At 65.0% G+C, this 12,832-nt stretch carries 12 protein-coding genes; 9 read left to right on the forward strand and 3 right to left on the reverse strand.

Translation table 11 applies throughout. The features are described 5' to 3' along the window. The first annotated feature begins 41 nt into the window (after positions 1–41). The 4 genes from AB8841_RS03400 (at position 42) to AB8841_RS03415 (ending at position 4,224) form a co-directional block, all read left to right on the forward strand. Positions 42–692: a L,D-transpeptidase gene (locus AB8841_RS03400; RefSeq protein WP_370434452.1), complete on the forward strand. Its 651-nt coding sequence runs from the start codon at positions 42–44 to the stop codon at positions 690–692. A 219-nt stretch (positions 693–911) separates the two neighbouring features. After that, a complete protein-coding gene (ppdK, locus tag AB8841_RS03405) occupies positions 912–3,590 on the forward strand; it encodes a pyruvate, phosphate dikinase (protein WP_370434453.1) in 2,679 nt (892 codons plus the stop codon). 1 nt (position 3,591) lies between these two features. Further along, a complete protein-coding gene (locus tag AB8841_RS03410; RefSeq protein ID WP_370434454.1) occupies positions 3,592–3,855 on the forward strand; it encodes a hypothetical protein in 264 nt (87 codons plus the stop codon). 18 nt (positions 3,856–3,873) lie between these two features. Beyond that, positions 3,874–4,224, forward strand: coding sequence for a GFA family protein (locus AB8841_RS03415; protein ID WP_370434455.1), 351 nt, complete (start codon positions 3,874–3,876; stop codon positions 4,222–4,224). Between the two features lie 334 nt (positions 4,225–4,558). Here AB8841_RS03415 and AB8841_RS03420 read toward each other — a convergent pair whose 3' ends face one another. Then, complete coding sequence (locus AB8841_RS03420) at positions 4,559–4,957, reverse strand: hypothetical protein (RefSeq protein WP_370434456.1); 399 nt, start codon at positions 4,955–4,957, stop codon at positions 4,559–4,561. Positions 4,958–5,081: 124 nt separating this feature from the next. Between AB8841_RS03420 and AB8841_RS03425 the strand changes: the two genes are divergently transcribed. The 4 genes from AB8841_RS03425 (at position 5,082) to AB8841_RS03440 (ending at position 9,706) form a co-directional block, all read left to right on the forward strand. Further along, complete coding sequence (locus AB8841_RS03425; RefSeq protein ID WP_370435523.1) at positions 5,082–5,921, forward strand: helix-turn-helix domain-containing protein; 840 nt, start codon at positions 5,082–5,084, stop codon at positions 5,919–5,921. 106 nt (positions 5,922–6,027) lie between these two features. After that, positions 6,028–7,257 (forward strand): cell wall hydrolase, encoded by a 1,230-nt coding sequence (locus tag AB8841_RS03430; protein WP_370434457.1) that lies wholly within the window; start codon positions 6,028–6,030, stop codon positions 7,255–7,257. Positions 7,258–7,393: 136 nt separating this feature from the next. Further along, entirely contained in the window at positions 7,394–8,632 is a 1,239-nt protein-coding gene (locus tag AB8841_RS03435) for an MFS transporter (protein ID WP_370434458.1), read from the forward strand. Between the two features lie 87 nt (positions 8,633–8,719). Next, positions 8,720–9,706, forward strand: a complete 987-nt coding sequence (locus AB8841_RS03440) for an MDR family oxidoreductase (RefSeq protein WP_370434459.1) — start codon at positions 8,720–8,722, stop codon at positions 9,704–9,706. Between the two features lie 206 nt (positions 9,707–9,912). On the opposite strand, the gene AB8841_RS03445 is transcribed toward AB8841_RS03440, so the two are convergent. After that, a complete protein-coding gene (locus AB8841_RS03445; RefSeq protein ID WP_370434460.1) occupies positions 9,913–10,845 on the reverse strand; it encodes a LysR family transcriptional regulator in 933 nt (310 codons plus the stop codon). Positions 10,846–10,988: 143 nt separating this feature from the next. Between AB8841_RS03445 and wrbA the strand changes: the two genes are divergently transcribed. After that, the gene (gene wrbA / locus AB8841_RS03450; protein WP_370434461.1) at positions 10,989–11,591 is read left to right on the forward strand and encodes an NAD(P)H:quinone oxidoreductase; all 603 of its coding nucleotides are present in this window, start codon (positions 10,989–10,991) and stop codon (positions 11,589–11,591) included. A 155-nt stretch (positions 11,592–11,746) separates the two neighbouring features. Here the strand turns inward: wrbA and AB8841_RS03455 are convergent, their stop codons facing one another. Continuing rightward, entirely contained in the window at positions 11,747–12,718 is a 972-nt protein-coding gene (locus AB8841_RS03455; RefSeq protein WP_370434462.1) for an L-threonylcarbamoyladenylate synthase, read from the reverse strand. Positions 12,719–12,832: the final 114 nt, after the last annotated feature.

Genomic DNA, 12,832 nt, shown 5'->3' on the forward strand with positions numbered 1-12,832 from the left:
TCTAGGTAGTCGGCAACGCCTTTTCCGGTAGAATCAAACCCATGATCCGACGCCTGATTCTCGGCGCTCTCTTGAGCGCTTCGCTTTCTGCCTGCCAGACCGCTCAGCAGCCTTCCGTACCCGTGGAGGCGGCGGCGGACGACTATGCGGCTTGGTACATCGGCTCCATGCCCGACAAGCCGTTCGACGTTCCGCTTGTCGACCGCAGACGGATGGATGCGAAATACGCCAAGCAGACAGTGACCTATGAAGGTCCCGAGAAACCCGGCTCCATCGTGGTCGATATCGACGAGCGTATGCTCTACCTCGTGCAGCCAGACAGGACGGCGATTCGCTACGGCGTCGGCGTCGGCAAGCAGGGCTTTTCCTGGAAGGGCATGGCGTCCGTCGGGCGCAAGGGCGTATGGCCCGCCTGGTCGCCCACCAAGACCATGGTCGGCATCAAGCCCGATCTTCCGCGATTCCGCGAAGCCGGTCTCGACAATCCGCTCGGCGCCCGCGCCCTCTACCTCTATCAGGATGGCCGGGACATTCTCTTCCGCATCCACGGGACGAACGAGCCCTGGAGCATCGGCGAGCAGGTCTCCTCCGGCTGCGTACGCATGCTCAACGAGGACATCGTGGATCTTTACGAGCGCGTTCCCGTCGGAGCGACCGTCTATGTCAAGCGCAACGGGCGCTACCGGGTATGACCCAACGATCCTGACGATGTCACGGCCGGGCCTAGCCCGGCCTTTTCTTTTTTATGGCCTCATGACCGCAAAATGAGGGCGGACCGGCCCGCGGGCATCGAAAAGACTACTTCTTTTGCAATAAAGGAACCTTGGCTGTTCAGCTTGCGTTTGGGGACCAGATGCTTCAAGCCAAGCCTGCGCTGCAGCAGGGCGTTCTAGAAGCCAAGGGGTAAAGCGATGACGCAGTGGGTCTACACCTTCGGGGACGGCAAGGCCGAAGGCCAGGCGGGCATGAAGAATCTGCTCGGCGGCAAGGGCGCCAATCTCGCCGAAATGTCCAATCTGGGACTGCCTGTTCCCCCGGGCTTCACCATCACGACGGAAGTCTGCACCTATTATTACGACCATGGCCGCTCCTATCCCGACGAGCTGAAGGGGCAGGTCGAACAGGCCCTCGCCTTCGTGGGCCGGCTCACGGGCCGTACCTTCGGCGACGCCGAAAACCCGCTTCTCGTCTCCGTCCGCTCCGGCGCGCGCGCCTCGATGCCCGGCATGATGGACACCGTGCTCAATCTCGGCCTCAACGACGTGACCGTCGAGGCGCTGGCCAAGGGTGCCGGCGACGAGCGCTTCGCCTACGATTCCTACCGCCGCTTCATCACCATGTATTCCAACGTGGTGCTGGGTTTGGAGCATCACCACTTCGAAGAGATCCTCGATAAGTACAAGGACCGCAAGGGCTATACCCTCGACACCGACATGACCGCCGGTGACTGGAAGGCCATCCTCCCGCGCTACAAGGCGCTGGTCGAGAAGGAGCTCGGCAAGCCGTTTCCGCAGGAGCCGCAGGAGCAGCTCTGGGGCGCCATCGGGGCCGTGTTCGGCTCCTGGATGAACAGCCGCGCCATCAAGTACCGGGAGTTGCACGCTATCCCGGCGAGCTGGGGCACGGCCGTGAACGTGCAGGCCATGGTGTTCGGCAACATGGGCGAGACCTCGGCCACGGGCGTCGCCTTCACCCGCAACCCCTCGACGGGCGAGAAGCAGCTTTACGGCGAATTCCTCATCAATGCCCAAGGAGAGGACGTCGTGGCGGGCATCCGCACGCCGCAGGACATCACGGAAGCCGCCCGCATCGCGTCCGGCTCTGACAAGCCCTCCATGGAAAACGCGATGCCGCAGGCCTATGCCGAGCTGGTGCGCATCTACGGCATTCTCGAGAAGCACTACCGTGACATGCAGGACATGGAATTCACGGTCGAGACGGGCAAGCTCTGGATGCTCCAGACCCGCAACGGCAAGCGCACGGCGAAAGCCGCTTTGCGCATTGCGGTGGAGCTGGCAAGCGAAGGGCTGATCACGCAGGAGGAGGCGATCACCCGCGTCGAGCCCGCCGCCCTCGATCAATTGCTGCATCCGACCATCGATCCCAAGGCCGAGCGCAAGATCCTGGCCACGGGCCTGCCGGCCTCGCCGGGCGCAGCCTCGGGCGAGATCGTGTTCAACTCGGATGATGCGGAAGCCGCCAAGAAGGCCGGTCGCAAGGTCATCCTCGTGCGCGTCGAGACCTCTCCGGAAGACATCCACGGCATGCATGCGGCGGAGGGCATTCTCACCACCCGCGGCGGCATGACCTCGCACGCGGCGGTGGTCGCGCGCGGCATGGGCAAGCCCTGCGTGTCCGGTGCGGGTTCGATCCGGGTGGATTATCAGAAGCAGACCATGACGGTCGCCGGTCAGACGCTCAAGAAAGGCGACATCCTCACCATCGACGGCTCGAACGGCCAGGTGCTGCTCGGCCAGGTGAAGATGCTGGAGCCGGAGCTGTCGGGCGAGTTCGCGACCCTCATGGGCTGGGCCGACAAGGTGCGCCGCATGAAGGTGCGCGCCAATGCGGAGACGCCGCTCGACGCCAAGACCGCCCGCACCTTCGGGGCGGAGGGCATTGGCCTTTGCCGCACGGAGCACATGTTCTTCGAGGGCGACCGCATCGTCGCGGTGCGCGAGATGATCCTGTCCGACGACGAGGCAGGACGCAGGGCCGCGCTCGCGAAGCTGCTTCCCATGCAGCGCAAGGATTTCGTCGAGCTGTTTTCGATCATGAGCGGCCTGCCGGTGACGATCCGCCTGCTCGATCCGCCCCTGCACGAATTCCTGCCGCACTCGGAAGAGGAGATGGAGGAAGTCGCAAAAGCGATGAACGCCTCCGTCGACAAGCTCAAGCATCGCGCCCGCGAGCTGCACGAGTTCAACCCGATGCTCGGCTTCCGTGGCTGCCGCCTCGCGGTCGCCTACCCTGAGATTGCCGAGATGCAGGCGCGCGCCATCTTCGAGGCCGCGGTGGAAGCAGGCAAGCAGACGGGCAAGCCCGTGGTGCCGGAAGTGATGGTACCGCTCGTGATGACAAAGGCGGAACTCGACCTCGTAAAGGATCGCATCGTCGCCATGGCGGAAGCGGTGGCCAAGGAAAGCGGCGTCAAGGTCGAGTACCAGGTCGGCACCATGATCGAGCTGCCGCGCGCGGCTTTGCGCGCCGGTGAGATCGCGCAATCGGCGGAGTTCTTCTCCTTCGGCACCAACGACCTCACGCAGACGACGCTCGGTATCTCGCGCGACGATGCGGCCTCGTTCCTCGGGCCTTATACGCAGAAGGGCCTTCTGCCCGCCGATCCGTTCGTCACCATCGACCAGGAGGGTGTCGGCGAGCTGGTCAGGCTCGCGGTCGAGCGCGGCAGGCAGACGAAGAGCAACATCAAGCTCGGGATCTGTGGCGAGCATGGCGGCGATCCGGCATCGATCCACTTCTGCCAGTCGGTCGGGCTCGACTACGTGTCCTGCTCGCCCTACCGCGTGCCGATCGCGCGTCTTGCGGCCGCGCAAGCCGCACTGGGCAACAAGGCCGCGAGCCAGGCCTGACATGGCCTTGTCTCGCGCGAGGCTTCTCTATCTGGGGGCGGTGCTGGTATCCGGCATTGCCATCGGTTTTCTCGTCAGGTTCAATCCCGAATGGCAGCAGCTCGCCGTTCCACCTGCTGCATGGCCCTTCGCAGTGTCGCTTATGGCCGATCTCGTCGTCGGGCAGCTCGCGGCGCAAGGCAGGGCGGGGCCGCTGACGATGAACGATCGCTTCATTGCCGTCATCGGGGCGGGGCTCATCGTCACGCTCATCACAGCCTTATGATTTCCGAGGAGAACAAGAATGGCGTTGCACACGGGATCGTGCCACTGCGGCAAGGTCGCATTCGAGGTCGAGACGGATCTTCAGCAAGTCATCGAGTGCAACTGCTCGATCTGCCGCAAGAAGGGCTATCTGCTGGCCTTCGTTCCGCGCGATGCGCTGACTGTGCGCGGTGAGGAGAACTTGTCCACCTACACCTTCAACACGCACACGATCCGGCATCGCTTCTGTGCCACTTGCGGCACGGCAACCTTCGGCGAAGGCAAGCAGCCGACCGGTGAGGCCATGGCGGCGATCAACGTGCGTTGCCTGGATGCCGTCGAGCTGTCTGAGATGAAGCCCATTCCGTTCAATGGACGAGACAAGGGCTAGAGTATCGGACGTGAAAAGCGGAAGCCACTTTTGGGATTGAATCCGATGCTCCCTTCCTGGGAAGAGTGCATCGTTCGAGTGGACCCGAAGAGCCGCGTCAGCGAATACCGGGTCCACTTGTCCGCATGATGCGCTAGCGCGGCCCGCCGGGCCGCACGATTCTCTAGCGGTGCAGAACGACGCTGTGCGGGGCGGGTACGCTTCTCCTCAACGCGTCGTTTTGTGGGACCCTCGCCTTCGCTGGGAGCGCGGGTCTAAGGATGATAGGACGCGTGGATGCCCGGCACGATGCCGGGCATGACGAGGATGCGTATCCTTCTACGGCGGACGACGATCAGGCTGCCGCCGCGTTCGACCGGCGCAGGCCCATGAACTGAAGCTCCGCGTACATCAGCACCACGAGAGCCTGCGCGATCACGAAGGCGTAGCCCGCGCCGGTGGGAGAGACCCACCCGCTGACAAGAAGGAGCAGGCTGTCGGCGGCCCAGAGAACGTTGCCGAGGATGACGGCCCAGATGAACGCCCCGTTCGTTCGCTCGCGCAGGCTGAGCCAAGCGAGGAATGCGACGTAGGGCACGAGGATCGCGCCTGCGACACGCAGGAGCATCTCCGGCAATCCGAGCAGATGGCCCAGCGGACCTGCTGCGAGCAGCATCAGCAGGCCGAAGGCGCCGGTTGTCGTGGCATCGGCGAGCAGGGCCTGACGAAGAAGCGGGGAGGGGTAAAGCATCATGACGTGGTCCTTCTCGATGGGGGCGGGACATCCCGGCCGCATCGAAGGATCGTTCAGTCGGGGAACCGGGTCGATTACCTCCGAGGTCATGGAGCCGGGCGCTTCCCCGCGCTATGGTTCCTGCATGAAACTCACAAAGCCCCCCTCTTCCGCCGTCCACCATTTCGGCGACTACTTGCGTGAATGGCGCCAGCGCCGCCGCTTGAGCCAGCTCGATCTCGCCCTCGAGGCCGAAATCTCCACGCGGCACTTGAGTTTTCTCGAGACGGGCCGCTCGCAGCCGAGCCGCGAGATGGTGCAACTCCTCGCCGAGAAACTCGAGATGCCGCTGCGCGAGCGTAACGTGATGCTCGCTTCCGCGGGCTTTGCACCGGTCTATTCCGAACGGACCCTCGACGATCCCGCCCTGAAGAGCATGCGCGACGCCATCGATCTCGTGCTTCGCGGTCATGAGCCGTATCCCGCGCTCGCCGTCGACCGGCACTGGTCGCTCGTCGCCGCCAATAGCGCGCTGCTCTCGCTCGTCGAGGGCGTCGATCCAGCGCTGCTGAAGCCGCCCGTGAACGTGCTGCGCCTGAGCGTTCATCCGGCAGGCCTTGCGCGGCGCATCGTCAATTTCGTGGAATGGCGGGAGCATCTCATCGTGCGTCTGCATCATCAGGTGAATGTGACGGGCGACGCGGCGCTATCGAGTTTGAGCGAGGAGCTGCGCGCCTATCCGATTCCGGATGCGGCGAGGCGCTCGGCTCAAACCCGCGAGGACCATGCAGGGCTCGTCGTGCCGCTGCAACTGGCGACGGAAGAGGGAGTGCTCACCTTCTTCAGCACGACGACGATCTTCGGCACCCCCGTCGACGTGACCCTGTCGGAGCTTGCCATCGAAGCCTTCTTCCCGGCCGATCCGGAGACGGCGGACGCCTTGCGTCGCATGGCCGAGAAGCGTCAGGCCGCCGCAGGTGCGTGAGGGCAGGAAAGGGTTCCTCTTAACCGCCCATCAACCTTAACCCCGGATAACCATAAGGAACGGAAGCCTTTCGTCCGATGCTTCCATGGTTTGAGTGGGTGTTCGCGTGCGTCTTCGGAATCGTCGCTCTCGGGTGAAATGGATCTGCGCCACGACGGCGCCCTGGGCGCTCGCGACCGGTCTCCTGATCTCGTTCACGGCCTCCGCCAGCAACGACCCGCAGGCGGGGGTGAGCTTCGCGGCGCGCGGCGCGCTGGCGCATCTGACCCAGACCACCCTCGTTCCGCCCATCTCCCTGTCGATCGCAGGCGGGAGGCTCGATCTCGAACGGGACGTGCTGCGGTTCGTGCCCCGCTACGATCTGCCCGACGACATGGCGAATACGGTTCCGCCCAAGGGCGACCGCAAGGCCAATGCGGGTCCCGATCCAGCGGTCGAACGCTCTGGAAAGGGCGATCCCCTCGTCGCGCCGCACGTCACCCTGTCCCTGAGGGCCAGCCAGCTGCGCTCCGACCTCGCGCAGGCCGGCGGCTCCCGTCTTCTCTTCCGGCAGGACGAGCGGCTTCTGCCGCCCACCGTCCTCATGGAGGGCGAATTGGATGCTCCCGACATGGAGCAGAGCTTCGAGCCCTGGGAAGCGCCGGAATTCACGACGACGCGCCAGTCCGTTTCCGTGCAGTCGCCCGCAGCCGCCGCCGCCGGATCGACCGGCGCCGCCGCGAGCCTCACGACGCCGATGGTAAAGCGCGCGGTGACGCTGTCCTCGACGACGCCGGCCCCGATGGAGGCGACCCCCGTCGAGATCGCCGCCGCCCCGGTGTCCCTGCAGTCGCCGCGCCTCGACAAGGGAGGCTTCGGCACGAGCTTCATGCCGAAAGCCGACGATACGGCCGCTCCGCGTTATGCGGACCTGATCGATCCGGACAACATGAACAAGGAACAGCGCTGTCTGGCGGAGGCCGTCTATTTCGAGGCGCGCAGCGAGCCCGAGGAGGGCCAGGCCGCCGTGGCGCAGGTGGTTCTGAACCGCGTGAAGAGTGGTCTCTATCCGTCCTCGATCTGCGGCGTCGTCTACCAGAATCGCCACCGCCATCTGGCCTGCCAGTTCACCTTTGCCTGCGAGGGGAAGGCTCTGCGCGTCACCGATCAGGTCTCCTGGGACCGGGCCAAGCGGGTGGCGAGCGCGGTTCTCGAAGGCAAGACTTATCTCGCCGATGTGGGTGGTGCCACCCACTACCACGCGAACTACGTGCGTCCCTACTGGGCCCGCCGCCTCAAGAAGATGGACGTGATCGGTCGCCACATCTTCTACAAGCTCAAGCCAGGGCAGACCTGAGCCCGAGGGATCGCGTGCCGGAAACGGCCTGCGATCCATCACGGCTTCTCATACCAAAGCCAATAAACTTTCAATGTCGCCGATCCCGCACTTCGGATAGCATCCGCCCTCCGAATTGCCTCTGAGGACCGTGCCGATGTCCGCGCCTTCCACGCAAGCCCGGGTCTCCCCGGAACTAATCGTTCTCGCCGGCTGTCTGATCGCGCTGATCACTTTCGGCCCCCGCGCCTCCGTCGGGCTCTTCCAGATCCCGATGACGACCGAGTTTGGCTGGGGGCGCGACACGTTCAGCCTGGCCATCGCCGTTCAAAACCTTCTCTGGGGTGTCGGGCAACCCTTCGCGGGCGCCGTGGCGGACCGTTTCGGGGCGTTCCGGGTGCTGTGCGCCGGAGCCGTGCTCTATGCGCTCGGCCTTGTGGTGATGGCCAATGCCGCGACGCCCGGTGTTCTTCATCTCGGCGCGGGCGTTCTCATCGGTTTCGGTCTGTCGGGTTGCTCGTTCAATCTCGTCCTCGGCGCCTTCGGCAAGCTCCTGCCGGAAAAGTGGCGTCCCATGGCCTTCGGGGCAGGCACGGCGGCGGGCTCCTTCGGCCAGTTCCTCTTCCCGCCCATCGGCAACGTCCTCATCGATTCGTTCGGCTGGCATCAGGCGCTGGTGATCTTCGCCGGTTCCGTCCTGCTGGTGATGCCTCTGGCGCTGGCGCTCGCGACCCGTCCGGGCGCGGCGGCCCAGGCCAGCGCCGCCAACGTCCCGAACCAGTCCATCAAGCAGGCGCTGACCGAAGCCTTCCGGCATCGCTCCTACGTGCTCCTGGTTCTCGGCTTCTTCACCTGCGGCTTCCAGCTCGCCTTCATCACAGCGCATCTGCCCGCCTATCTGAGGGATGCCGGGCTCTCGGCTGCCGTCGGCGGCTGGACCCTGGCCGTGATTGGTCTCGCCAATGCGTTCGGCTCGCTCGGCTCGGGTTGGCTGTCCACACGCATGTCGAAGCGCTGGCTGCTGGCCTGGATCTATTTCGGCCGATCTCTGGCGATCGCCGCCTTCGTGCTGCTCCCGGCCTCGCCCCTGAGCTCGATCGCCTTCGGCATCGCCATCGGCCTTCTGTGGCTCTCGACCGTGCCGCCCACATCCTCCCTCGTCATGCTGATGTTCGGCACCCGCTACATGGCCATGCTCTACGGCTTCGCCTTCTTCTCGCACCAGGTCGGCGGCTTCCTGGGCGTCTGGCTCGGGGGCGAGCTCTACGAGACCTATGGCAATTACACGCTCGTGTGGTGGCTCTCGGTCGCGCTCGGCGTCGCATCGGCCCTGATCAACCTGCCGATCAAGGAGCGCCCGGTCGAGCGCGGGCCGGTGCTTCAGCCTGCCGAGTGAGGCGTGTCTCGTCCGAAGGGATGAGGTTCGCACGCTTGCCCTGATCGATTCCCGCGCCAACAATCGTGGCCGGGAGGATGGACCGCGATGGGAACATTCAAGGCACTCGTCATCGACAGGACCGATGCCGGTCAGACCGTGACCTTTCGTGACGTCGACGAGGCGGATCTCATGGACGGCGACGTCACGGTCCGCGTGTCGCATTCCACGCTCAATTACAAGGACGGCCTCGCGCTGACCGGCAAGGCGCCGGTGGTGCGGCGTTTCCCGATGATCCCCGGCGTCGATCTCGCCGGCACCGTCGAAGCCTCGTCTCATCCCGAATTCAAGGCGGGCGATGCGGTGCTCCTGAACGGCTGGGGCCTGGGCGAAACGCATCTGGGAGCCTATGCGCAGAAGGTGCGCGTGAAGGGCGACTGGCTGATCCGGCTGCCTGAAGGCCTCACATCGCATCAGGCCATGGCCATCGGCACGGCGGGATACACCGCGATGCTCTGCCTGATGGCGCTTGAGAAGCACGGGCTTGCCCCCGAGCGCGGCCCGGCCATCGTTACCGGCGCCGTGGGCGGCGTCGGTTCGGTCGCCGTCGCCCTGCTCGCCCGGACGGGCTGGCACGTGATGGCCGCAACGGGGAGGCCCGGGGAGGCCGGTTATCTGAAGAGCCTCGGCGCGGCCGAGATCCTGGAGCGGAGCGAGCTCACCGGGCCCGTGCGCCCGCTCGGCAAGGAGCGCTGGGCGGCGGGCATCGACACCGTCGGCTCGATCCCCCTCGCGAACGTGATATCCATGACGAAATACGGCGGCGCCATCGCGGCCTGCGGCCTTGCGGCCGGCATGGATCTGCCCTCGACCGTTGCGCCGTTCATTCTGCGCAACGTGTCGCTGCTCGGCGTCGATTCCGTGATGGCGCCCAAGCCGCTGCGCATCGAGGCATGGGACAGGCTGGCCCATGAACTCGACCACGCCAAGCTCGCCACGATGACGTCCACGATTCCGCTGGACGAGGTGGTGGAGGCGGGCAAGCGGATCGTCGCCGGCCAGGTCAAGGGGCGGGTGGTGGTGGAGATCCGCTAGCGCATCGTGCGGACAAGTGGACCCGGTTTTTCGCGCGATGCGCTGTTCTCTCGTGGAAGCATCGCTCTCGTCATGCTCGGCCCTGAGCCGGGCATCCACGTCTTCCTGGCGCGGTGCATGAAGACGTGAATGGCCGTAAACCAAGTGCGGCCATGACGATGAGTGGTGACAGCATCGGACATGGGTTCGATTTCACGTTGGATGCTCTAATCGGCGGGCTTCCTGCCATGCCCCTCGATCCAGCGCCGCTGCTTCCCGATTTCGGCGGCCATGAAATCCATGAAGGCGCGCACGCGGGCCGATTGGCGAAGATCAGGATGGGTGAGCAGCCATAGGCCTGCGGAGAAATCCGGGTTCACGTCGGAAAGGCGTACCAGGCTGCGCTTCGCATCCGCGATGAAGCAGGGAAGGGGCCCGATGCCGATCCCGGCCTCCACGGCTTCCGCAAGGCCCAGGACCGTGTTCACCTTGTAGACAATGTTCTCCGGCTCCACGCGGTCGCGCACGAAGCGAGCCGCCTTGAGGGTCGCGAGATTGTCGCCGAGCGCAACCCAGGGCCGATCATAGAGCGCAGGCGAGCTCAGATCCGCCGGCTTCTGATGATCCGGAAAATCTTCCAGACGGCCGTAGATGGCCCAGGCGATCGTCGCGACGCGTCGCCCGACGAGGGTCTCCGGCGGGTCATCCGTGGCCCGAATCGCCACGTCCGCATCGCGTTTCGAAAGGTTGAGCGCCTGGTTCGCGAGCACCACGTCGAGCCGCATTTCGGGGCAGGCCTTCACGAAACGCGAGAAGATATGCGTGAGCATGTGAACCAGCAGGGTGTCGTTCGTCGTGACCCGTAGTTCCCCTGCCGGCGCGACGGCCTGGCCAGCGAGCTTGCGCGTGAAGGAGGTGACGTTCTCCTCCATCTGCTCGGCGAGCGCCGACATCTCTTCGCCGGCAGGCGTGAGCACATAGCCGGTCCTGTGCCGCTCGAAGAGCTTGACGCCGAGATTCTCCTCCATTTGGCCAAGCCTGCGAAAGACCGTCGAATGATTGACGCCCAGGCGCTCCGCCGCACCCGCGAGGCCGCTTGCCTCCGCGATGATTTTGACGAGCCTGAAATCGTCCCAGTCGAGCTGATGTTGCTTGGCCATATCAACTTGCACGATTGCAATGGAAACCCTGCATATCTACCACTGGTTTTGCATGTTGGAAAGGTTATCCTTACGTCATCATCCAGCGGCAGAGCGGTCCGGCATTCGGCCCCTGCGCAATCCTCTTTGATAACGGAGATCACATGGCCAAGGTTCTTGTGCTGTATTATTCGTCTTGGGGTCATATCGAGCAGATGGCTTATGCGGCCGCCGAAGGGGCCCGCGAGGCCGGTGCCGAGGTGGTGGTGAAGCGTGTGCCCGAGCTGGTGCCGGCCGAGATCGCCCAGGCAGCCTATTACAAGACCGATCAGAAGGCTCCCATCGCCACCGTCGAGGAGCTGCCGGAATACGACGCGATCATCTTCGGCACGCCGACCCGCTACGGCACCATGACGGCGCAGATGAAGAATTTCCTCGATCAGACCGGCGGCCTCTGGGCTCAAGGCAAGCTCATCGGCAAGGTCGGCTCGGTCTTCACCTCGACGGCGACCCAGCACGGCGGCCAGGAAGCCACCATTCTCACCACGCTGCCGGTGCTGATGCATCACGGCATGGTCATCGTCGGTCTGCCTTACAGCTTCGCAGGTCAGTCTGGCGTCGAAGAGGTGAAGGGCGGCTCGCCTTATGGCGCATCGACCATCGCGGCCGCCGATGGCTCGCGTCAGCCGAGCAAACCCGAACTCGACGGCGCCCGCTTCCAGGGCAGGCACGTGGCCGAGATCGCCGCGAAGCTCGCGGCGAAGTAAGCATCTTCGCATCATTGCCTCTACCGTCTGGGCCATCTCCGGACTTGATCCGGGGATCTGTCCCGGCCATTCACGTCCTCACGAGCCGGGCCAAAGACGTGGATCCCCGGCACAAAAGGCCGGGATGACGGAGAGGAGGCAGGCGCGAAGCGGGATCACCGCTCCGCGGCGGCGCGCCTGAGGCGGTCATTGATGGCTTCGCCCAGGCCGGTCTCCGGGACGGGCGCGACCGCGATGGTCTTAACGCCCGATGCGTCGAGCTGCCGGAGGTATGAGAACAGATGAGCGGCGGCCTCCTTGAGGTCGCCGTTTTCGCTCAAGTTGAGCTGTGCCTTCGCCTGTCCGCTGTCCTGCAGCGGCGTAGCGCCGAACAGCAGGGCGGCCTCGCCGGGCCGGACCTCCGTCGCGTTCAGACGAACCTGCGCGCGCGGGGCGTAATGCGAGGCGAGCATTCCCGGCGCGACCGGGTTTTTCCCTGCCTCCGAGCCACTTTCGAGGCGTCGCCCCAGGAGAGCCTCGATGGCTTCGCTCGGCACGCCGCCGGGGCGGAGCAGGCGCGGCGTGCCGCCGAGGCAAGCGACGATGGTTGATTCGACGCCGACATCCGTCGCGCCTCCATCGAGCACCGCATCGATGCGTCCCTCGAGGTCTCCGAGAACATGATCGGCATCCGTCGGGCTCACGCGGCCCGAGCGGTTGGCCGAAGGGGCGGCGACAGGGCGGCCGGTCGCTTTCAGAAGGGCATGGGCCAGGGGATGCGAGGGCACGCGCAGGCCTACGGAATCGAGGCCGGCGCGGGCGAGATCGGAAACCGTGCAGGTGGAGGCGACGGGCACGACGAGAGTGAGCGGGCCGGGCCAGAAGGCCTCGGCAAGCTTCCAGGCCGTCTCGTCGAAGACGCCGTGGACCCTCGCCGCATCGAAACTGTCGACATGGGAGATCAGCGGATTGAAGCTCGGGCGCTCCTTGGCGGCATAGATGCCCGCTACCGCCTCCGCATTCGTGGCGTCTGCGCCCAGTCCGTAGACCGTCTCCGTCGGGAAGGCCACGAGGTCGCCGCGCCTCAGAATGGCTGCCGCTTCCATCAGGCCGTCGTCGTCAGCCGCAAGACGTGCCGTCCGTCGCATTGACCCATGATCGTTCACGTCTAAACTACCTTTTGTCCGAGGAGCGGTATATCTTCGGCGGGTTTAATGACGCGAAGGAACGCGTCAATATGAAAAGCCGTTGCTCGAAAGGAA

Source organism: Microvirga sp. TS319 (genome assembly GCF_041276405.1).
Lineage (GTDB): Bacteria > Pseudomonadota > Alphaproteobacteria > Rhizobiales > Beijerinckiaceae > Microvirga.

Bases quoted from the DNA above. Each gene is read 5' to 3' on its own strand.
- AB8841_RS03400 (WP_370434452.1), top strand. From the start codon at position 42: ATGATCCGACGCCTGATTCTCGGCGCTCTCTTGAGCGCTTCGCTTTCT.
- ppdK (WP_370434453.1), top strand. From the start codon at position 912: ATGACGCAGTGGGTCTACACCTTCGGGGACGGCAAGGCCGAAGGCCAG.
- AB8841_RS03410 (WP_370434454.1), top strand. From the start codon at position 3,592: ATGGCCTTGTCTCGCGCGAGGCTTCTCTATCTGGGGGCGGTGCTGGTA.
- AB8841_RS03415 (WP_370434455.1), top strand. From the start codon at position 3,874: ATGGCGTTGCACACGGGATCGTGCCACTGCGGCAAGGTCGCATTCGAG.
- AB8841_RS03420 (WP_370434456.1), bottom strand. From the start codon at position 4,957: ATGATGCTTTACCCCTCCCCGCTTCTTCGTCAGGCCCTGCTCGCCGAT.
- AB8841_RS03425 (WP_370435523.1), top strand. From the start codon at position 5,082: ATGAAACTCACAAAGCCCCCCTCTTCCGCCGTCCACCATTTCGGCGAC.
- AB8841_RS03435 (WP_370434458.1), top strand. From the start codon at position 7,394: ATGTCCGCGCCTTCCACGCAAGCCCGGGTCTCCCCGGAACTAATCGTT.
- AB8841_RS03440 (WP_370434459.1), top strand. From the start codon at position 8,720: ATGGGAACATTCAAGGCACTCGTCATCGACAGGACCGATGCCGGTCAG.
- AB8841_RS03445 (WP_370434460.1), bottom strand. From the start codon at position 10,845: ATGGCCAAGCAACATCAGCTCGACTGGGACGATTTCAGGCTCGTCAAA.
- wrbA (WP_370434461.1), top strand. From the start codon at position 10,989: ATGGCCAAGGTTCTTGTGCTGTATTATTCGTCTTGGGGTCATATCGAG.
- AB8841_RS03455 (WP_370434462.1), bottom strand. From the start codon at position 12,718: ATGCGACGGACGGCACGTCTTGCGGCTGACGACGACGGCCTGATGGAA.